The following is a 19,519-nucleotide window of genomic DNA, read 5'->3' on the forward strand; positions in this document are numbered from 1 at the left end:
TTATCCGTATGACTTTTTCCATGCCAAGGTTCAAGGAGGACATGTGTGGAGTACGCGACAGCGCACGCTCGCAATGAACGGGGGCTGCCGCAACCTGGCACAATTGCCAAGGGTTCGCGGCTTTTTTATTTCGCCTGCAGCATCATTTTCGTAGCCTTCAACCTCCGCACTGCGTACCCAAGCCTCGGCGCTGTGCTTGCCGATATATCCAGCGACCTAGGCCTGACGCCTGCCGCCACCAGTGCAATTTCCACCCTGCCTGTATTTTGCCTGGGGTTGTTCGCGCCCGTGGCGCCCTGGCTTGCCCGCAAAATAGGCACAGAGCGCACGATCTTGGTATTGATGGCGGCGTTGTCCACAGGGCTATTGATACGTGGCGCCGGGAACGTCAGCGGCCTGGTGGTCGGTTCGATCGTCATTGGCAGCGCCATCGCCATCATCAACGTATTGCTCCCTGGGCTTATCAAACGCGACTTCGCCAAGATCACCGGGCTGATGGCCGGCCTCTACTCCATGGCGCTGTTGAGCGGTGCGGCGACTGCCGCAGGGTTCACCCTGGCGCTGCAAAGCACCTTGGGCGGTGGCTGGACGACGGCGTTGGCGCTGTGGTCAGTGCCGGCAGCGGCAGCCTGTGCCTGCTGGCTTTTCCAACTGCCCAAGGGCAGTGCGCTGGCACCCAAGGCTGCGCCGCGCGTACGAGGGGTGTGGCGCTGCGCGCTAGCCTGGCAACTCACGCTGTTCATGGTGCTGCAATCGATGTATTCGTTTACCGTGTTCGGCTGGCTCGCCCCGTTTCTGAATGGACGGGGGATGACGCCGCTGGAGTCCAGCGTCATCGTCTCCAGTTCAATCCTGCTACAAATGGTCGCTTGTCTGCTCGGGCCGCTGATAGCCACACGCTTGCCGAGTCAATCCTGGTTCAATGTGGTTGTTGTGGTGCTCACCACGGTCGGTTTTCTCGGCTGCCTGTCCGCGCCGCTCGACACGGTATGGCTGTGGGGCGGGGTACAAGGCATCGGGCAAGGTGCCTTGACTTCCATTGCCATCACCATGATTGTGCTGCGCTCGGCAAACGCACAGGTTGCGGCAGAACTTTCGAGTATGGTGCAAGGCGTCGGCTACGGCCTGGGCGCACTCGGGCCGTTGCTGGTCGGGGTGCTTTATACGCCGGTCATTGGCTATGCGCACGTTGAGATATTTCTTAGCGGGGTAGGCGTAGCGATGCTGTATTTCGGATATACCTCAGGCCGACGCCGACTCGTGGCAGCCCGCTATTAGCGCTATCCTTCAGCTGACACCTAGTCACCGGAGCGCTAGGAACATGAAGAAAAGACTACCCTGCGCTTGTGGTGCTGTGGCGCGAAGTTAACCTTGCACTTGGCTGATTGGTAGTCGTTGAGGTCGCAATAGCTGTTGTGGATTTCATTTCTGCTTTCCAGAATCCATCTGTTTCTTGTACCGCCAGTCTTTAGGTATGAAATGCAGTTCTATCTACAATCAAATAGAAAGCAAGGAGGCCTTGCTGTGCGAGTCCTTCGAGGAACTCTGCAAAGGACTGCGCCAGCATGCACGGCTTTGTGTCTACAGGCCATCGAGATCCAACCAAGCATTCAGGAATACGTTCATATTGATAGTTAGCTAGGTAATTGTTAGGGTGAGGTCGTCCTTTTTCTGTTCAGCCTATTGATCTATCTACGCGAAAAACCATCAAGGCTTCCACTATATCAGCTAGCAAATTGTTCCGACCCTCTACCTCGATCAGTGCATTGTGCCTGGCAATGATGTCGTTTGCCTGCCACGCATCCCCCCAAGCGAACCCTCTCGAGGAGCAGGCCTTTATCGGCGCTGCCCAGGTCGAGCAGCAGATGATCGAGTGGCGACGGGACATCCACCAGCACCCAGAGCTCGGCGAGCAGGAAACACGCACTGCCAAGCTGGTCGCCGAGCACCTTGAAAAGCTTGGCCTCGAAGTCCATACGGGTATCGGGCGCACGGGAGTGGTCGGAATTCTCGAAGGTGGCAAATCGGGCCCTACCGTCGCCCTGCGCGCGGATATGGATGCCTTGCCGGTCAAGGAGCCTGCGGGCCTGCCATTCGCCTCGACCGCGCGGGGTACCTATCATGGCCAGCAGGTGGATGTGATGCACGCCTGCGGCCACGACACCCATACCGCCATGCTGATGGCAACTGCGCAAATCCTTGCAGGCATGCGTGACAACCTGCCGGGCAAGGTCATGTTCATTTTCCAGCCGGCTGAAGAGGGCTCGAGCCTGGTCAAAGGCGGAGAGGGGCGGCGTTGGGGGGCGCAGTTGATGCTGCAGGAAGGGCTGTTCGACAAGCTCAAGCCTGATGCGGTGTTCGCTGTGCATGTCATGCCTGGGCCTTCAGGGCAATTGAGTTGGCGTTCGGGTGCCACGACCGCCAGCAGTGACGACTTGAACATCAAGGTTATAGGCCAGCAGGGCCATGGCGGCATGCCTTGGAACACTGTCGACCAGGTAGTGGCCTCTGCACAGGTCATCAACGGCCTGCAGACGGTGGTAAGCCGCCGCACCAAGCTCACCCAGTCGCCAGCGGTGGTCACTGTGGGCATGATCAAAGGTGGTAGTGCACCGAACATCGTGCCGGAAAGCGTCGACATGGCAGGCACCATTCGTACCTACGATCCGGCGGTACGTGCGCAAGTGGCACACGATGTGAAGCTCACGTCCGAGAAGATAGCCGAAAGCGCCGGTGCTACGGCCAAGGTATCAATCGTGCCGGCCTATGACATGACGATGAACAATGAGCAATTGACCGAGCAGATGGCGCCAGTGCTCAAGCGTGCGGCCTATGGCAAGGTCGCCACCACCCCTCTGGTCGGTGCTTCGGAAGATTTCTCCTTCTTCGCAGGCAAGGTACCCGGCCTCTACTTCTACCTGGGCGTGACACCCGACGGGCAGGACCCGGCCAAGGCAGCACCGAATCACAACCCGAAATTCTTCGTCGATGAAAAAGCGCTGATCGTTGGCGCGCGGGCGATGTCGGCGGCCGCCGTTGATTTTTTGTCTGAGCATGCAACTCAGCAGTAATTCAGGATGTAGCGCCGGTCATGCGGCGCTTGCCAATATGCAAAGCAGTGCGATATCAACTGATATGCAGTGTTTTTGCAGTGACAAAAGATACCCTGCGTTTAGTATCCCGTCATCCCGAAGATCTGGAAGGGCAGTGCTCTCCTACTGAGAAAGGTCTTTTGAGCGGTTATGCCATTTTATTAGCTGCTGATGTACTGCAGCTCTGGCGAACTCAATGTCACTACTGCTAATGGCCTGATAAATTGCTTGATATTCGATAATATGCTGTTGCGTCTCGATCGTCGTCGAAGCATGTTGAGTGTTGAAGCTGGATATAGCATCGAGCAAGTACCTGTTGCCACTCGCTACTCCCATTGCTTCACGAAAATTCAGGTCGGAACGTTCGAACTCAGTTGAAATCTGCGCCCCCAAGAGGTCGTCGAGCTTGCGCGCCATACGTTCTAAGTCCCGTACGCTGCGGCGTTGTGCGGCGAGTGCAGCCGCAGCCATCTCGATCACCAGTCGATATTCGAAGGCGGCCAATTCATCAATTTCGAACATGATAGTCCACGTGTTGTTTGCGTACACGCGGAGGATAACTGAGCCCATGCCCACCTGCGTCCGGAGCAATTACAAAGCAGTTATCTATTTTTCAATACTCAAGCGATCAGCAATTTATAGATAACTGTATTGGGTCCTCTCGCATAGCTCGTCAGTGCCGCCCTTCATAGACTTGGCACAACGGTTCTGGAGGACCCTATGGACGCAGTACAAAATCTCGACAACCTGGTGGCAAACGTGTCCACCGTATTCCTGACCGACGCCGATGTCTCCCGTCTGGCCACCTGGCCGAAGGTCATCGCCGCCCTTGCCGATGCCTACTCGCGGCCGTTCCTGCCGGCCATGGTGCCACCACGCATTATGGCGCGAGGCGAGGGCTTCTGGCTGCGAAGCCTGCCGACTTTCGCAGAGATAACGGTAAAGCCATTCGCAGCGTCGGCCGACAGTTCGTCGTGCTTTGCCGCAACCTCAATCTCTTCTCCCAATCGTTCATCGCCATCGACGGCAGCAAATTCAAAGCCGTGAATAACCGCGACCGCAATTTCACTCAAGGCAAGGTGAAGGCGCGCATGCAGCAGATCGAGCAGAGCATCGACCGCTATCTAGCGGCAATGGATTCAGCCGATCGGGCAGCGCCGGAAGTGGCCGAGGCCAAGACTGAGCGATTGAAAGACAAAGTCGAAAAGCTGAAACAGCAGATGCAAAAACTGAAGGACATTGAGGCGCAGCTTCACGCCAGTCCCGATCAGCAAATCTCTCTTACCGATCCAGATGCCCGCTCAATGGCCACAAGCGGCCGAGGCTCCGGCACAGTTGGGTACAACGTACAAACAGCAGTCGACGACAAGCACCATCTGATCATTGCCCATGAGGTGACCAACGTTGGTAATGATCGCGGGCAACTGAGCAATATGGCTAACCAGGCACGTGAAGAAATCGGTGCTGAGGCGCTGACAGTGGTCGCTGATCGAAGCTATTACAAAGGCCCGGAAGTCCTTGCTTGCGAGCAGGCGGGTATCACCACCTTTGTACCGAAACCCCTGACATCGAGCAGCAAAGCGGAAGGCCGATTCGGCAAGCAGGACTTCACCTACATGGCTGCATCGGACGAATATCGATGCCCTGCGGGCCAGTTGCTGACGCGCCGGCATTCCTCGATGGAGGACGGCATGTTACTGCACTGCTATTGGTTTTCAGGATGCCAGAGCTGCTCCATGCAGAAGCAGTGTACGACCGGTAAAGAGCGGCGACTCAAGCGCTGGGAGCATGAAGAAGTAGTCGAGAGAGTGCAAATCCGATTGGAGCAAGATCCAGGGAAGATGAAGGTTCGCCGGCAGACGGTGGAGCATCCCTTTGGCACGCTCAAATTCTGGATGGGAAGTACCCACTTCCTGACCAGAACCCTGCCGAGGGTAAGCACTGAGATGAGCCTTCACGTGCTCGCCTACAACCTCAAACGGATGATGAGCATCTTCGGCATCGCAGGGCTACTTGAGGCAATCAGGGCGTAAACCCCGCCGCTTGCTGGCCCGCAAACAGCTATATGGGCCGCTGACGCGGCCCATATAGCACTACAAATGTCTACTTCGCTGGGTAGGGCTATTCACGCTCTCGCCTGCTAATTCCACAGGCAATCCGCGCGACTCTCAGTTTTCGACGTGTTTACTGCGTTTTCACACAGCCTGGGTCGATAGCGGACGTTCATGAGTTACCTGCAATCTCCAGATTCTAGCGCGGGAGCGCCGAAAGGTACTCCAGATTGCGTTGGGGGTGGGGCAGTTGCGTAGGGAAGCTTGGTGGCGCACAAAGATGCCAATGATGTCTGCCTGAGTTCGAGACTGTCTTTCATCCTTTAATTCAGTTCAGCCAGCACCTTGCCTTGGTCAGGTTGCTTTGCAACCTGACAGTGCATAGCGAGCCCATTCCTCCATAAGCTGTTTTCGTTTTTCGAGCAGATCGCCTCGTCGATACGCTGCTTCAGTCGCATTACTGATTTTATGCGCCAAGGCCATTTCAGGGACGATATTGGCGAAGTTAGTTGTCTCGGCAGCCCAGTCTCTGAAGCTTGATCGGAAACCATGCATGGTGATGACTTCACCCGCTTCGTTGCGCCAGCCTGGTCCGTCGTTGGCTAAGGACTTCTCATCCATACCGCGTATTTTTTGTAGCATTGCCATGTTCGAGAGCGGTCGACCAATGCTCCGCCCCGGGAAAAGCAACCCACTTTTGCTTTCCGCCTTCAGGCACCTGAGCGTATGCAGGGCGGCTTTAGATAACGGTACTCGATGCTGGCGCCCGGCTTTCATCCGGGAAGCCGGAATAGTCCAAATTTCTTCGTCCAGATCAACCTCTTCCCAATACCCACCTATCACTTCGCTTGTGCGCAAAGCGCACAGCACGGTTAACTTCACCGCAGTTGAACTAAGGTCCCAGGATTGCTCTAGTTCTGCCATGAAGGCTGGTAATTGCTCCCAAGGTAGAGCGGGATGATTACCACGGTCTGCCAGCCTTCTTCTAGGCAGAAGCTTGTCCAAGTGACCTCGCCAGCGAGCGGAGTTTTCACCCGTGCGCAGCCGGCGTGCTTTGGCAGCATCGAGAACAAGTTCTAGCCGGTTTCTGACCCTGGCCGCTGTCTCAGGCTTAGCGGTCCATATCGGATTCAGAATCTTCAGGATATCGTCTGTTTCAACTTCGTCGACTGGCTTTTCTCCGATAAAGGGAAATGCATACGTGGTAAGAGTGTTGACCCATTGTTGCGCGTGTTTTGCGTTTTTCCAGCCAGCTCTATGGGCTTCGATGTAGTCCACGGCACAAGCGCGGAAGGTGTTTTCAAGGTTCAGATCCCGAGCAATCCGAGCAGCTTCAGCTTGCTGGAGTGCATCAGCCTTATGTGTCAAAGGGTCGATACCCTCCCGAATCAATGCTCTGTGAGTGTCGGCGCGGGAGCGCGCCTCCTTCAACCCATAGTGAGGGTAGGGGCCCAAGCCGATTTCCTTGCGCTTGCCTGCAAGCTGGTAGCGCAGCACCCACGCTTTTCCAGACTTTCGAATGACAAGGCGCAGGCCATCGCCATCATCGTACTTGCCATAGTCCTTGAGGTTTTCTATCAATTTCGCGGTGAGCTTGGGCATGGTGGTGACCTCCGATCTCTGAATCTGGTCCCCCAGTTGGTCCCCCACTCACAGCCTGGAAACAGACGGAACTGGGCGGAAGCTAGAAGACTGTGGCAACATTTAGGTTACCCGCAATATACCGTTCTAGAGCGGCCGGGCGTCGGGTTTTGGATGCCGGTGGTCGGGAGTGGAAACACACTTCGAATGACTACGCTGCATTCGAACTGATTTTCATAAGATATTGATTTTTATCAGTAAAAATTTTGACTTTTGGAGCTGTGCTGTTGAGTTCGAATCCCGCATACTCCGCCAAATTCGTTTGGCGTGTTACGGGAAGAAAGACGACTGGGGCCGTTACCGTTGGGCTTCAATTCAGGGGGCGGCGATTAATCTGCAAGCGCTAGCTTTGTATTGTTCCGAAGCTGATCTAAGTAATTCGCCCACAGTTGCGCGGCTTCCCGGCGCTGACTCAAGAGCTGAGCGCGTGCGTAAACTGCTCCCAGCGCACCTGGCATCCGGTGCGATAGCGACAGCTCCAGTACAATTGGATCGATGCCCAAATGCTCATGAGCGATCGTGCGGTAGGTAGCCCGAAAGCCGTGAGCGGTGATTGCGTACTCAGGCCAGACTTTTTGCAGCGACTTGAGGATGGACGTCGCATCGATTGACCGGCCTGGATAGACAGGCGATCCGAACACCCAGCCGTGACCGGCATCATCAACCAACCGATCTTTGTGCAGCTCGCGCAGTAGGACTAGCGCTTGCTCTGGGAGCGGCACGATATGCTTGCTCTTGTCCAGATGTTTGGTCTTGCTGACCACATATCGCCAATCGGCGCCGATCATATCGACATCCTCCCAGCGCATCTTCACAAGTTCGCCCGGCCGAACCGGCAACAGCACCAGTAGGCGCATCGCATAGGCCACGCTCCCAAGGTTCAGATCATCCAGGCGCAGCAGAAACTTGCCCAGATCAGCAGGCCGCTCAATGGCCGGGTTGCTGGTCACCACGTGGCGGATCTTGAGTTCCTCAGTGTTGCTCAGGGCCACATTTCGCTCGACCCAGCCACGTCCTTCGGCAAAGCCGAGGATGGAGCGAATGATCGTCCGCACGCGCCTCGCCATCGCCATGATTCGCTTGTATCGCAACTCGGTAATGATCGCGGTGATGTGCTCGAGTTTGATTTCGCTGACGGGCCGCTCGCCGATAGCGGGTAAAATGTGGTTCTGCAGTGCGCCGCGAAATCCTGCGACGGATTTGCTGACTAGGTCGGCGGATTTGAACTTCATCCACTCCTCAGCGACGTAGGCGAACGTACGTGACTCATTTAGCCATTGCGCCTCAATCTTGGCTTTTTTGGCTTTGAGTGGGTCGATGTGATTGGCCACGCTATTGCGCGCTGCCCGGGCGAGCTCGCGGGCTTCTTTCAAGCCCACATCCGGATACCTGCCGATCACGAACACGTTTTCCTTGCCGCGAAGACGGTACTTCAGTCGCCAGTGCCGGGAGGGAGATTTGCCAGGCTTGAGCGAGGCACGCACTTGTAGATAGAGACCCGGCACGTCGCCATCGGCGTACTTGCCTGATGTGGTCAACGACCGAATGAATGCATCGCTGAGTTTCTGGCGGAAGGGTGGCGGTTTTTCGGGGGACATGATGTGGGGGTATCTTTTTCAGTTTGGGCTTGGTGTCCCCCAAAGATACCCCCAGTCAAGCTGGAATTGAGTGGATTCCGATGGACGGAAACGGACGATGATTTGCTCTAAGTCTATGCTTTTGAAGCATTATTGGATCTCAGTGGAACTCGGTCAGAGGCTATCGGGGTCCCCAAAGAACATCTGAATTCGCGACCGCAACCACCGCTCCGCCGGGTCGTTGTCTTGCGCCCCGCGCCAGGCCATGTGCAGTTCGAAACTGCGCACCGATATCGGCAGGTCCTCGGCCCGCAATCCGCCCGCCGCGGTCAGCACATCGGCCGTATAGTCCGGCACAGTGGCCACGATGTCTGTCCCCGCCAGCAAACTCCCCAGCCCGTTGAACTGCGGCACCGCCAGCACCACGTGGCGCTTGCGGCCAATCTCTTCCAGGGCTTCGTCGATGAACCCGGACAGGTCACCGGCAAACGACACCAGCGCATGCGGCCGCGCGCAGAAGTCGTCCAGGGTGATGCTGCCGGGCACACTGTCGGCACGCAGCAGCTTCGGCATGCTGCGGCGCAGTACCTTGCGCTTGGCGTTGGCCGGTAGTTCGCTGGTGTAGCTGACCCCCACCGAAATCTCGCCCGAGGCCAGCAACGTCGGCATCAGCAGGTAGTTGACCCGCCGCACCACCAGCACGATGCCCGGCGCTTCGGCGCGGATGCGCTTGAGCAGCTGTGGTAGCAGGGCGAACTCGGCATCGTCCGACAGGCCGATGCGGAACACTGCGTTGCTGGTGGCGGGGTCGAACTCGGCAGCGCGGCTGACTGCAGTGGAAATCGAATCCAGCGCCGGGGACAGCAGGGCGAATATCTCGTGGGCCCGCGCCGAGGGTTCCATGCTGCGGCCGGTGCGCACAAACAGCGGGTCGTCGAACAGGTTGCGCAGGCGCGACAAGGCCGCGCTGATGGCCGGCTGGCCGAGGAACAGTTTTTCCGCAGCGCGGGTCACGCTGCGCTCATGCATCAGCGTTTCGAACACGATCAGCAGGTTGAGGTCTACGCGACGCAGGTCGTTTCGATTCATCGGTGCGCTTCGCCTAAAGTGGGGCAGGGGTGAATCTTACGGCCAAAGGCTGTTACCCTGCACGGGTTTAGGGGGACCCATTGCAGGGAAAGTCAGGTGCCCAATCGATGACAAGCATGTCGACTATTAATGACCACTGATGGTCTAACCGTCAAAGCCCGGATAAAGTCAGTGGTAATTAGAGGTTCACAAAGGCGAGGTATGCGATGTCCCGCATGATCCGTTTCCACAAGTTCGGCGCTGCCGATGTGCTCCGTTGCGAGGAGCAGGCCGAACCGTCACCCGCTGCCGACGAGGTACAGATCCGCGTCCAGGCGATTGGCGTCAGCTGGTATGACGTGCTCTGGCGCCAGAACCTGGCGCCGTCCCAGGCACGCCTGCCGGCGGGCATCGGCCACGAAATGGCCGGGGTGGTGACTGCGGTCGGTGAAGGGGTCGAGGACATTGCGGTGGGCGACCGGGTCGCCAGCTTCCCGGCCACCAGTGCCAACGATCACCCCGTGTATGGCGATGTCATCGTGCTGCCGCGTACGGCCATTACCCGTTACCCGGATGTGCTCACGCCGATCGAGGCGAGCGTGCACTACACGCCGTTGCTGATCGCCTATTTCGCCTACGTTGACCTGGCCCGGGCCAAGGCCGGGCAGACCGCGCTGGTAACCGATGCCAGCCATTGTGCCGGCCCCGCTTTCGTCCAGTTGGGCAAGGCCCTGGGGCTGAAGGTGTTTGCTGCTACCAAAGAAGCGGAGCAGCGGGATTACCTGTTGGGCCTGGGGGCCGACAAGGTGATTGTCACTGAGGAACAGGACTTGTTGCTGCAGGTTGGCAAGTACACCGATGGCCGCGGCGTGGACATGGTCCTCGATGGTATGGGCGGGCCGCAGATGTCGCTGCTGGGCGATGTGCTGGCGCCACGTGGCAGCCTGGTCCTGTATGGCCTTCAAGGCGGTAACCAGACGCCGTTCCCGGCCTGTGCAGCCTTCCAGAAGAACATCCAGTTCTACGTGCATTGCATCGGTAACTTCACCGGCAAGCCGGAGCTTGGCATCAGCCAGGACCAGGTCGCGCTGCAGCGTGCCTTGCGCGATATCAACCAGTTCACCGCCGACCAGTTGCTGACACCGCAAATCATCAAGGTGTATCCGTTCGAGCAGGTGGTGGAGGCGCATCGTTACATGGACCAATGCCCTTGTGGTGGGCGGGTGGTACTGGACATGGCGCAACACTGACAGCTGTTTGCATTGCTGATGAACCCGGGCTGAGTCCCGGGTTTTTTGTGCGCGAAACAGAATGATTTAAATGCCAACTATAAGAATATTCCTACATTAAAATCAGTCGCGGACTACATATAAGGCGATGGCCTGGCGTTTTGTGGAAATATTCCGCCAACAATTCAGTCTTGAACGATTTCGGCTCGGCGTTCAGTGTATATCCGCCGTCGTGCTGAATGGTTTTTTTACCCCGATCTGTATCTTATATTCGCTCTGCATCCCCCGATAATGGCACGATGATAGTTTGCGCAAGGAGCGTGGAATGAGCATGGCTATGCCTGAGGATGAGCTGTGTTTGGTAGCGGCGGGCTGTCGCGGTGGCGAGTATTTTTCGATGGTCTGGCGACAGTGATGCGTTACGTAATTACTTCAATTTGATTGTAGGAAATTTCTTCCGGGTAAGCGCAGGGCGTGTTGAATCTTGAATACAGGATTCGGCACGCGTTGGCTGCATGAAGTTGATGAGGTGATTTCGTGACGGCTATTCACGATCAGGCAATGCATTATATCTACCAACAAGTGCTCGAGCGTTTGTTGAGCCAAATGTCTCAGGCGCAACGCGCGTCCCTTCAATTGCTGATACAACGTTTGCTGGTCGCTGCAGGTGGGCCAGAGTATATCGGTACGTTCCGCGTGCTGGTACTGCAAGGTTGCGATCGCCACAGTGCCAGGTTGCTGGCCATGCTGCGTGCGGCACAACTGAGCATTGCCCTGCGTGCGCCGGTAACCTTTCAGTTGCGGGTACTCGTGGTCAGCCTGCCGGTGGCTGCCAGCGATACGTTGGAATTCCACGAGGGCAGTTTCAGTGCCCTGTTCATGCAGGATGACCCGCGGGTTCAGTTACAGATGATCGAAGGGCGCGAAGTGGTGCCCTTCAGCCGTCGGTCTTCGGCAGCGCCCGACCGCTGGCTGCTGGCGAGAAACGCCCTGCTGATGTTCGGGCACATGGTCGATGCCAGGCCCGAAGCCCTGCTGGGTAGCCGGCTGCACCTGGAGCTGGCGGATGCCGCGTGTTCTGCGCTGCAGGCCGCGACACCGGCCGATGTCTTGATCACCGCCATTCCCGTACGCCAGCGGCGCCGCTACCTGGCGTGGGCCCGGCGTAGTCTGCGCCTGGCAGGGGAGCGCGGCCCCCATGTGTTGCATCACTGCCTGGCGGCGCTGGCCCACGGGCTGAGCCGGTTGCACGGCGCAGCCGATGCCTCGCCGGGCAGCCTGGCGAAGCCCACACAGGGCGATGCCGCGCAGGAGGCATCGTTGCGGCTACTTGCCATAGATGACCTGCTGCCGCATCTGCTTGAAGGGCAGCAACTGGATGCCATGTTGGGTGCTGGTCTCGAAAAGGCCGATGATGCCTGGCCATTGGCGGCGTTCGTCGATCCGAACGCCCGGGCCCAGTTGCACCAACTGCGCGCCCGCAGCCTGGAGCTGCAGGCCGCTCGCCCGGCGCTTTCGCTGGCGAACCCGTCGGGTGATAGCAAGACTCGCGATGGGCACACCCTGGCGCTGGGCAAAGCCTACGGTATCAACCAGACTCAACTGGTGTGCCTGCTGTTCAGTCCCTTCGCCAGGCAGGGAAAGAAGCTCGAGCATTTTCTGCAGTGCCGGCATGCAGACATGCTGGTAGCGCTGCCGTACCTGCACCGGGCCCTGCAAGGCAAACCCTGCCCCGATGCGGTGCGGGACTGGCTGGTGAATACCAGTGGCCTGCCGCTGGTGCAGTTACGGGCAATCTATGAGGGGCGCATGCCGCTGACTGCCTGGCGCTTACAGAGCAACCTGGCCCGCCGCGATGTGCACCTCAGGTTGCTGCCACGGCCTTCGTCGGGGCGCCGCCGTAGCCCAGTGGCGTTGCCTTGAAAGGGCCAGCGGTTCCCGGCGAGTTCGCCTATCGCAAGGTGTACCGCTACCTGGAGGCGTTGATCGAGCAGGGCTCAGGCGTTGGCCCCTGCAAGTTACCGTCGTTACGTGCACTGTCCCGACGGTTGCGGGTGTCATTGGCGACTGTGCAGAGTGCCTACAACCTGCTGGAGGAAGAAGGCCGGGTCCAGTGTCTGCCGAGGTCCGGCTACTACGCTCAGGTCGCTGCAAAGGCGCAGGCAGCGCCCATGTACCCGCAGTCTCCCTTGCCGGTACAGCCACTGCTGGAGCGTGCGCTGCTAGGCCACGAGCGGCGCATGGCCCGTCAGCGCGCCAGCAGCGTTGCACCCAGGGAGATGCTCGGCGACTCCCGTCTGCGCAATGCCTTGGCTGAGCGTTATACCCGTTCCTCCAGCCAGTACTGGCGTGCCGAGGACGTTCAACTGGCCCCTGACGTGCAAGCGTTGCTGGAGACGGTGCTCGCAGGGCTTGCCTTGCAGGGCGGGACGGTACTGGTGCAGTCGCCCTGTTGCTGGCAGGTGTTGCGCGCTTTCGCGCGTGCTGGCATGCGGGTGCTGGAAGTGCCTGCGGATAGCCGCGGCAACCCGGACCTGCGTGCCTTGGCCCGGTTGCTGGGCGGCGAGCCGGTGTGCATGCTGGTCATGCCGTCTTGCCTGAGCATGCCACAAGGGCGGCTGGTGTCGCCGCACTACCAGCAGCAGCTTGGTCAGCTACTGGACCAGCATGCTGTCTGGTTGCTGGAAAACGACCTGGACAGTGAGCACTGTTACAGCGGGCCGCCACACACGCGCCTGCGCGACTGGGTCGACCCCCGCTGGCTGTTGGTGCTGGGGGCATTCGAGGCGGCAGTGGGTGCCGAGGCACCTTACGCCTATGTGCTGGGCCATGACGCGGCACTGGCCAAAGCGTTTGCCGAACGGGCATTTCGGCTTGCGCCGCTGCGCCTGCAAGCGCTTGCCCTGATGCTGGGCAAAAGGCAGATCGAGATGCAGCTTGTCCAGCTGCGTACCGACCTGCACAGGCGTACACAGTACCTGGTACGCGCGCTGGAGTTGCAGTTCGGTCAGCGGGTGGCGTTGCAGATGCCCCAGGGCGGACGAATGCTGTGGGTGCGTTTTCGCCAACCGCTGGAGTGGGATTGCATTGTTGCGGCGTTGGCAGGTTCCGCCTTGCATGCACTGCCGGGCTGGCAGTTCAGCCTGCAGGGGCGATACCAGCAGTACCTGGCACTGGTGTGGCTGGGTGACCAGCCGGGTGACCTGCAACAGGCGGTGGAGCGCCTGGCGCAGGCGCTGGAGCCGCGTTGTGGGCGGCCCGGCGGCGTGTCACGCTGACTGCGCATGCTCTTGCCCCTGGCGCAAGCGGGTACTGAGCAACGCTGCCAGCACCAGCAATGCGGCAATGATCCACAAACCGTTGCGGGTGCTGCCGGTGGTCTGCTCGATCAGGCCCATCACCGACGGGCCGACGAAACCACCAAACAGGCCGCAGGTGGTAACGAACGCCAGGCCCGCCGCCAGGGCGCTGCCACTCAGCCTGCTGGACGGGAAGACAAACAGGATCGACTGCACCACGAACAGCATCAGCGCGGTCAGGGAAAACCCGATCAGGCCGATGAACGAGTTGGCCAGCGACGCCAGCAGCAACCCTGTCGCCATGGTCAGCAGGCCGCCAAACAGCAGGGTGCGGCAACGGCGTGGCGAGGTGGCCAGGCGTGGGAAGGTGGCAGCACCGATGGCAGCAGCAACCCATGGCACGGCAGTCAGCAGGCCTATCTGGAAGGGGGATAGCGCAGCGTAAGTGCCGATAATGCCGGGCAGGAAGAAAATCACGGTGTAAATGGTGATCTGGTGCACGAAGTACACCGAGATCGCCAGCCAGATCTGCCGGTCGCGGAACATCTGCCCCAGCTTGCTCTGCTGGGGCGCGGCAGCCCGTTCGGCCGCCAGGCGGCGTTCGATGTCCTGGGCGTCGGCGGCTGATAGCCAGGGCGCCGAGGCCGGGCCATCGGGCAGCTTTTTCCACACCACAACGGCCAGGGCCACGGCGGGCAAGCCTTCGACTACGAACAGCCACTGCCAGCCATGCCAGCCCAGTACGCCGTCCATTTCCAGCAGGGCACCGCCCAGTGGGCCGCTGAGGATGTTGGCCAGGCACACGCCCAGCAGGAAGTAACCCGTGGCGCGGGCGCGCTGCTCACGGTCAAACCAGTAGGTCAGGTACAGCATCACCCCAGGAAACAGGCCTGCTTCGGCCACCCCTAGCAGCAGGCGCATGATATAGAACGACGTTTCTCCCTGGACGAAGGCCATGCCCGCCGAGAGCAGGCCCCAGGTGATCATGATGCGGGTAATCCAGAAGCGTGCGCCCACCCGGTGCATGATCAGGTTGCTCGGCACTTCGGCCAATGCATAGGTAAGGAAGAACAGGCCCGCCCCCAGGCCATAGGCCGCTGCTGACAGGCCCAGGTCGATGCCCATGCTGGCTTTTGCCAGGGCGATGTTGGTGCGGTCGAGAAAGCTCATCACGTAGACGACGATGAGCAGTGGCATCAATTTGCGTAACAGCAGGCCATTCAGGCGCTGCTCGGTGGTGGCGGCAGGGGCCGAAGCCGCTGCACGGGTGAGGGTTGTCATTGTTTTTTTCCCCGTGAAAAGTGCTGGTGGTGTGCCCGTAGCGGGCACACCAGGCGTGTTGTTCAGGAACGGTTGATATCGAGCCACACCGCGCCGTTGGGGTACTGGTAGCGCTCCAGGGTCTCGGCATGCATTTCGATGCTGTAGCCCGGGCGTTGCGGTGGCATGTAGCGCCCACGGCGGATCACCACCGGGTCGATGAAGTGCTCATGCAGGTGATCGACGTACTCCAGCACCCGATTGTGCAGCGAAGCAGACACTGCGATGTAGTCGAACAGGGCGATGTTCTGCACATATTCGCACAGCCCGACACCGCCGCCGTGCGGGCACACCGGCACGTCGTACTTGGCCGCCATCAGCAGCACGATCAGCACTTCGTTCAGGCCACCCAGTCGGGCGGCATCCAGCTGGCAGAAATCCAGCGCACCGGCCTGGAACATCTGCTTGAACATGACCCGGTTATGGCAATGCTCACCGGTGGCCACACCGATCGGCGCGATGCGCTGGCGAATGGTGGCGTGGCCGAGAATGTCGTCCGGGCTGGTCGGCTCTTCGATCCACAGCGGTTCGAAGGCGGCCAGGCGGCGCATGTTGGCGACTGACTCCTCCACGCCCCACACCTGGTTGGCATCCATCATCAGGGTGCGTTCCCAACCGATTTCGTCGCGCAGGATGCTGGCGCGGCGTATGTCTTCTTCCAGGTCGGCGCCGATCTTCTGCTTGATGTGGGTCCAGCCATCCTCCACGGCCTCACGGGCCAGTTTGCGCATTTTTTCTTCGCTGTAACCCAACCAGCCTGGCGCGGTGGTATAGCCGGGGTAGCCTTCGCGCAGCATCTGCGCCTCTCGTTGGGCCTTACCCGGTGCCTGGCGGCGCAGCAGGGCAATGGCTTCCTCGGGGGTGAGCACGTCTGTGACGTAGCTGAAGTCCAGGCAGCCCACCAACTGTTCAGGCGTCATGTCCGCCAGCAGTTTCCATACCGGTTTACCTTCGTGCTTGGCCCACAGGTCCCACACCGCGTTGATGATGGCCGCAGTGGCCAGGTGGATCACACCTTTCTCAGGGCCTAGCCAGCGCAGTTGGCTGTCGCTGACGGTAAAGCGGTGCCAGAAACCGCCCATGTCGGCGGTGATTTCTTCGAGGCTGAGGCCGACGATCAGGGGTGCCAGCGACTGCACCGCTGCTGCGCAGATCTCGTTGCCGCGGCCGATGGTGAACGTCAGGCCGTGGCCCTCAAGGGCCTCGGCGTCGGTGTGCAGCACCACGTAGGCTGCCGAATAGTCGGGGGCGCTGTTCATGGCGTCGGAGCCGTCCAGCGACAGCGAGGTCGGAAAACGGATGTCGCGAACGCTCAGGTGGGTAATACGTATGCTCATGGTCGACTCTTGTTCTGCTCAAGCGCTGGGAGACCTGACTGTAGGTTGTCGAGCGATACAGGCATAATCGCCAATTCTTAATCAGCGATACCGGATTCGATATGTCTCGCTTGCCACTCGACCCCATCCAGGCGCCACCCAGCCTCGGCGCATTGAAGATCTCCAGCCGCCAGATCACGCTGCTCAATGCCCTGGGCGAGTTCGGCAACCTGCGCCGTGCCGCCGCCGCGATGCACACCACGCAACCGGCGGCGAGCCTGTTGCTGCAGCAGCTTGAGGAGCGCCTTGGCGTGCGTTTGTTCGAGCGCTTGCCGCGGGGCATGCAAGCAACGCTTTATGGCGAGGTGATGATCCGCTATGCGCAGAACGCGTTACATGAGTTCGAGCATGCCCAGGCACAAATCGCCGAACTGGCGCGCGGGGCCTCGGGCCTGGTGCGGGTGGGCAGCGTCATGGGCCCGGTGCCCGGCGTTCTGACCAAGGCGGTACTGGCCTACAAGCGCGACCATCCCAAGGTGCGCATTTCGCTGGAAGTGGGCACCAGCGATACCTTGCTGCCGGCGTTGTTGCGCGGCGACTTCGACATGGTGGTAGGCCGCCTGCCAGACCAGAGCGACAGCCAGGACCTGAACATCGAACTGTTTGAAGGCGGTGAGCAGATGCGCGTGATTGCCCGCGCCGGGCACCCTCTGGCGGCGGCGGCCGGGTTGCAATTGGCTGACCTGGTGGCCCTGACCTGGATACTGCATCCTATCGGCAGCCCGATGCGCCGCCGTGTTGAAAGTGCGCTGCAGGCCGGGGGCATGGTGCAGTCACTGGACATTGTTGAAACCGCCTCGATTCTGGCCACCACTGCCATGCTCGAAGCGTCCGAGATGATTGCGGTGGTGCCCAATGACGTAGCCGAGCATTATGCCCGCTATGGCATGGTGGCCATTTTGCCGGTAGAGCTGCCGCTGGCCATGGCCAACCTGGGCGTGCTGACCCTGCGCTCGCGGCCCAACTCGGTTGCCCTGGATACCTTGCTGCGCTACCTGCGGGCGCAATAACCCTGCCTTTTCACCTGCCTGAGGCCTGCCGCCGATGTCGCCGGACCTGACCCATTCCAGCTTTTGCAGCTTGATCTTTTCGGCTTACAACGCGGGCTCTAGAGGTGATGTTGTCATAACGCTGGCATTACTTGCAAAAAGAGCCTCTGCGCGCCCTCCGGCTCCCACGTCGGCAGAGGGCATCCAGCGACCATAAACCTTGGCGATCATGGTCCAGTCTTTGTGACCCATTTGCTGAGCAACCCACATCGGATTTTCGCCAGCGCTGAGCATCATCGAGGCGTATGTGTGTCGGCTCTGGTAGGGGCGCCGCCACCGTACGCCCGCTTTTTTCATTGCAGGAACCCAAATCACTCGGTAGATGTAGCCGGCATGTCGCCATGGTTCGCCAGTGATGGTGTTCAGGAACACATGCTTTCCGGCCAGAAAGGTCAGTTCCTTTTGCTTGAGCAGTGCCTCTCTTGCAGGGCCAAGCAGCTTAACCGTTCTCCTGCTAGATGCGGTTTTGGTCGACTCGGGAACCTTGGCCGCCCTGGTCTTGGCCCGAACTATTCGGATTTCCCCAGCGATCCAATCAATATCCCCCCACTCCAGCGCGATTAGCTCACTAGGACGAAGGCCCGTCCAGAACGCGAACTGCAGCTGAGCCCACGTCTCCCCCCGCGCCGCCCTGAGCAGCGCCTCCTGCTCCTCCCGGGTGAACGGGTCTACGTCATCCTCCTCCTTGATCTCCTCCCGATTCTTGTATGCCCATCCCGAAAGCGGGTTGCTCTCAATGATTTCGTCCTCTACTGCGTCATTGAGCGCCGACCGAAAGCAGGTCTGAACTGTGGTCAGCCTACTGTTCGAAACCTGGTAATCGGACAACTGATCCTTGATTACCTTCTTGTTGAGCTCTCCGAGCGACAGATCCCCAAACATTGGCTTGAGTATCGATCTGATGATTGACCGGTATAGGGCCGTGGTGCTCGATTTGAAGGTCTTCGTTTTCCGCTCCAGCCATTCGTCCAGGTAGACGCCGATATTCTGGTTTGAGCTGGCCCTGGCAAACTGGGCGGCGCGCTTTGATCGCGGGAATGTGGCGGCGTAATCGAATGTTCCATTTGATATGGCGTACTCGATTGCCGACTTGTGCTGCTCCGCCTTTTTCAGGTTAGCGGCGGTGGGCTTGAGCTGGACCCGCTCCCGGCACCGGACGCCCTGGTATTGGAATGTGATTTCGATACTACTTGAAGACGCGGGCCTGACGCCTCCCCCATCTCTACCCATGAGTAATACCCCTCAACGTCAATTAGGATTCTTCCGTCTGGCGCCTTGCGCCAAACCATGTGTTTTGGCCATTTGCCGTCGCGGATTTTGGTCCTTATGGCGTCTGGTGTGTACCCAGATTCGCGAGAGAACTGTTCCACGGTCTTGTATCGGACCATGATGGGCCTCCTCAGGCCAAGAAGTGATGCCCGACCTGCGCCGCCCGGGCAGCTTCCTCGGTACGGAACATGAGCTGGGTTTTGCTGGTGCTGCCCCAGCTGTCGTATTCGACGTCGACCCACCAGTGGCCGAACTTGCGGTACGGCTCGCCGAGGATCTTCGTGACGTAGCAGTCGATCAGGTTCATGGATGGTCGCCTCCCTCAACGATGGAGTGCTCGACGGTGCGCGACCGGGGATCGGCATCACCCAGGAAAACCATGTTCAGCGCAGTTTCCTGCAGGCTACCCACCTCGTCGGTGCCTTCTTCGTCCTCGGATAGCACGGGCAGGGCCTGGTGGCGGATCATGTCGATGCTCAGGCCCTCGGGGATGTCGAACCTGGTGGTGATGGTGGTCTTGACGGTTATGACAGGCATGACGAATCCTC

The 19,519-nt window shown here is 59.4% G+C and carries 15 protein-coding genes and 1 pseudogene; 7 read left to right on the forward strand and 9 right to left on the reverse strand.

Annotated features, from left to right (window positions below):
- Nucleotides 1-45: 45 nt before the first annotated feature.
- Nucleotides 46-1,278, forward strand: a complete 1,233-nt coding sequence (locus LU684_RS09270) for a CynX/NimT family MFS transporter (RefSeq protein WP_016488018.1) — start codon at nucleotides 46-48, stop codon at nucleotides 1,276-1,278.
- 500 nt (nucleotides 1,279-1,778) lie between these two features.
- Nucleotides 1,779-3,071: an amidohydrolase gene (locus LU684_RS09275; protein ID WP_016488017.1), complete on the forward strand. Its 1,293-nt coding sequence runs from the start codon at nucleotides 1,779-1,781 to the stop codon at nucleotides 3,069-3,071.
- Between the two features lie 144 nt (nucleotides 3,072-3,215).
- On the opposite strand, the gene LU684_RS09280 is transcribed toward LU684_RS09275, so the two are convergent.
- The gene (locus tag LU684_RS09280; RefSeq protein WP_161775543.1) at nucleotides 3,216-3,614 is read right to left on the reverse strand and encodes an FCD domain-containing protein; all 399 of its coding nucleotides are present in this window, start codon (nucleotides 3,612-3,614) and stop codon (nucleotides 3,216-3,218) included.
- Between the two features lie 395 nt (nucleotides 3,615-4,009).
- Here LU684_RS09280 and LU684_RS09285 point away from each other — a divergent pair.
- Nucleotides 4,010-5,125 (forward strand): annotated as a pseudogene (locus tag LU684_RS09285) (IS1182 family transposase); the annotation flags it as partial.
- 372 nt (nucleotides 5,126-5,497) lie between these two features.
- On the opposite strand, the gene LU684_RS09290 reads toward LU684_RS09285, so the two are convergent.
- From LU684_RS09290 to LU684_RS09300, 3 genes are all read right to left on the reverse strand, one after another.
- Entirely contained in the window at nucleotides 5,498-6,745 is a 1,248-nt protein-coding gene (locus LU684_RS09290; protein ID WP_024717430.1) for a tyrosine-type recombinase/integrase, read from the reverse strand.
- 368 nt (nucleotides 6,746-7,113) lie between these two features.
- Nucleotides 7,114-8,382, reverse strand: a complete 1,269-nt coding sequence (locus LU684_RS09295) for a tyrosine-type recombinase/integrase (protein ID WP_054904295.1) — start codon at nucleotides 8,380-8,382, stop codon at nucleotides 7,114-7,116.
- A gap of 153 nt (nucleotides 8,383-8,535) precedes the next feature.
- The gene (locus tag LU684_RS09300) at nucleotides 8,536-9,450 is read right to left on the reverse strand and encodes a LysR family transcriptional regulator (protein WP_016486424.1); all 915 of its coding nucleotides are present in this window, start codon (nucleotides 9,448-9,450) and stop codon (nucleotides 8,536-8,538) included.
- A gap of 206 nt (nucleotides 9,451-9,656) precedes the next feature.
- On the opposite strand from LU684_RS09300, the gene LU684_RS09305 reads away from it, so the two are divergent.
- The 3 genes from LU684_RS09305 (at nucleotide 9,657) to LU684_RS09315 (ending at nucleotide 13,936) form a co-directional block, all read left to right on the forward strand.
- Nucleotides 9,657-10,679 carry a zinc-dependent alcohol dehydrogenase family protein gene (locus LU684_RS09305; protein ID WP_016486425.1) on the forward strand — a complete coding sequence of 341 codons (1,023 nt, stop codon included), beginning with the start codon at nucleotides 9,657-9,659 and terminating at the stop codon, nucleotides 10,677-10,679.
- A gap of 516 nt (nucleotides 10,680-11,195) precedes the next feature.
- The gene (locus LU684_RS09310; RefSeq protein WP_016486427.1) at nucleotides 11,196-12,581 is read left to right on the forward strand and encodes a hypothetical protein; all 1,386 of its coding nucleotides are present in this window, start codon (nucleotides 11,196-11,198) and stop codon (nucleotides 12,579-12,581) included.
- Nucleotides 12,578-13,936 carry an aminotransferase class I/II-fold pyridoxal phosphate-dependent enzyme gene (locus LU684_RS09315; RefSeq protein ID WP_232894464.1) on the forward strand — a complete coding sequence of 453 codons (1,359 nt, stop codon included), beginning with the start codon at nucleotides 12,578-12,580 and terminating at the stop codon, nucleotides 13,934-13,936. The genes LU684_RS09310 and LU684_RS09315 overlap by 4 nt, the downstream gene beginning before the upstream one ends.
- On the opposite strand, the gene LU684_RS09320 is transcribed toward LU684_RS09315, so the two are convergent.
- Nucleotides 13,928-15,238, reverse strand: coding sequence for an MFS transporter (locus LU684_RS09320; protein WP_232894465.1), 1,311 nt, complete (start codon nucleotides 15,236-15,238; stop codon nucleotides 13,928-13,930). The genes LU684_RS09315 and LU684_RS09320 overlap by 9 nt on opposite strands.
- A 62-nt stretch (nucleotides 15,239-15,300) precedes the next feature.
- Entirely contained in the window at nucleotides 15,301-16,614 is a 1,314-nt protein-coding gene (locus tag LU684_RS09325; RefSeq protein ID WP_102689207.1) for an L-fuconate dehydratase, read from the reverse strand.
- A gap of 101 nt (nucleotides 16,615-16,715) precedes the next feature.
- Between LU684_RS09325 and LU684_RS09330 the strand changes: the two genes are divergently transcribed.
- On the forward strand, nucleotides 16,716-17,663 hold the full coding sequence (locus tag LU684_RS09330) for a LysR substrate-binding domain-containing protein (protein WP_016486431.1): 948 nt from the start codon (nucleotides 16,716-16,718) through the stop codon (nucleotides 17,661-17,663).
- Nucleotides 17,664-17,747: 84 nt separating this feature from the next.
- Here LU684_RS09330 and LU684_RS09335 read toward each other — a convergent pair whose 3' ends face one another.
- The 3 genes from LU684_RS09335 to LU684_RS09345 all read right to left on the reverse strand — a co-directional run bounded on the left by LU684_RS09335 (nucleotide 17,748) and on the right by LU684_RS09345 (nucleotide 19,508).
- Entirely contained in the window at nucleotides 17,748-18,932 is a 1,185-nt protein-coding gene (locus LU684_RS09335; RefSeq protein ID WP_232894466.1) for an Arm DNA-binding domain-containing protein, read from the reverse strand.
- Nucleotides 18,933-19,101: 169 nt separating this feature from the next.
- Complete coding sequence (locus LU684_RS09340) at nucleotides 19,102-19,278, reverse strand: hypothetical protein (RefSeq protein WP_232894467.1); 177 nt, start codon at nucleotides 19,276-19,278, stop codon at nucleotides 19,102-19,104.
- Nucleotides 19,275-19,508: a hypothetical protein gene (locus LU684_RS09345; RefSeq protein WP_232894468.1), complete on the reverse strand. Its 234-nt coding sequence runs from the start codon at nucleotides 19,506-19,508 to the stop codon at nucleotides 19,275-19,277. Before LU684_RS09345 ends, LU684_RS09340 begins: the two co-directional genes overlap by 4 nt.
- Nucleotides 19,509-19,519: the final 11 nt, after the last annotated feature.

The organism is Pseudomonas sp. NMI542_15, from assembly GCF_021283425.1.
Lineage (GTDB): Bacteria > Pseudomonadota > Gammaproteobacteria > Pseudomonadales > Pseudomonadaceae > Aquipseudomonas > Aquipseudomonas fortuita.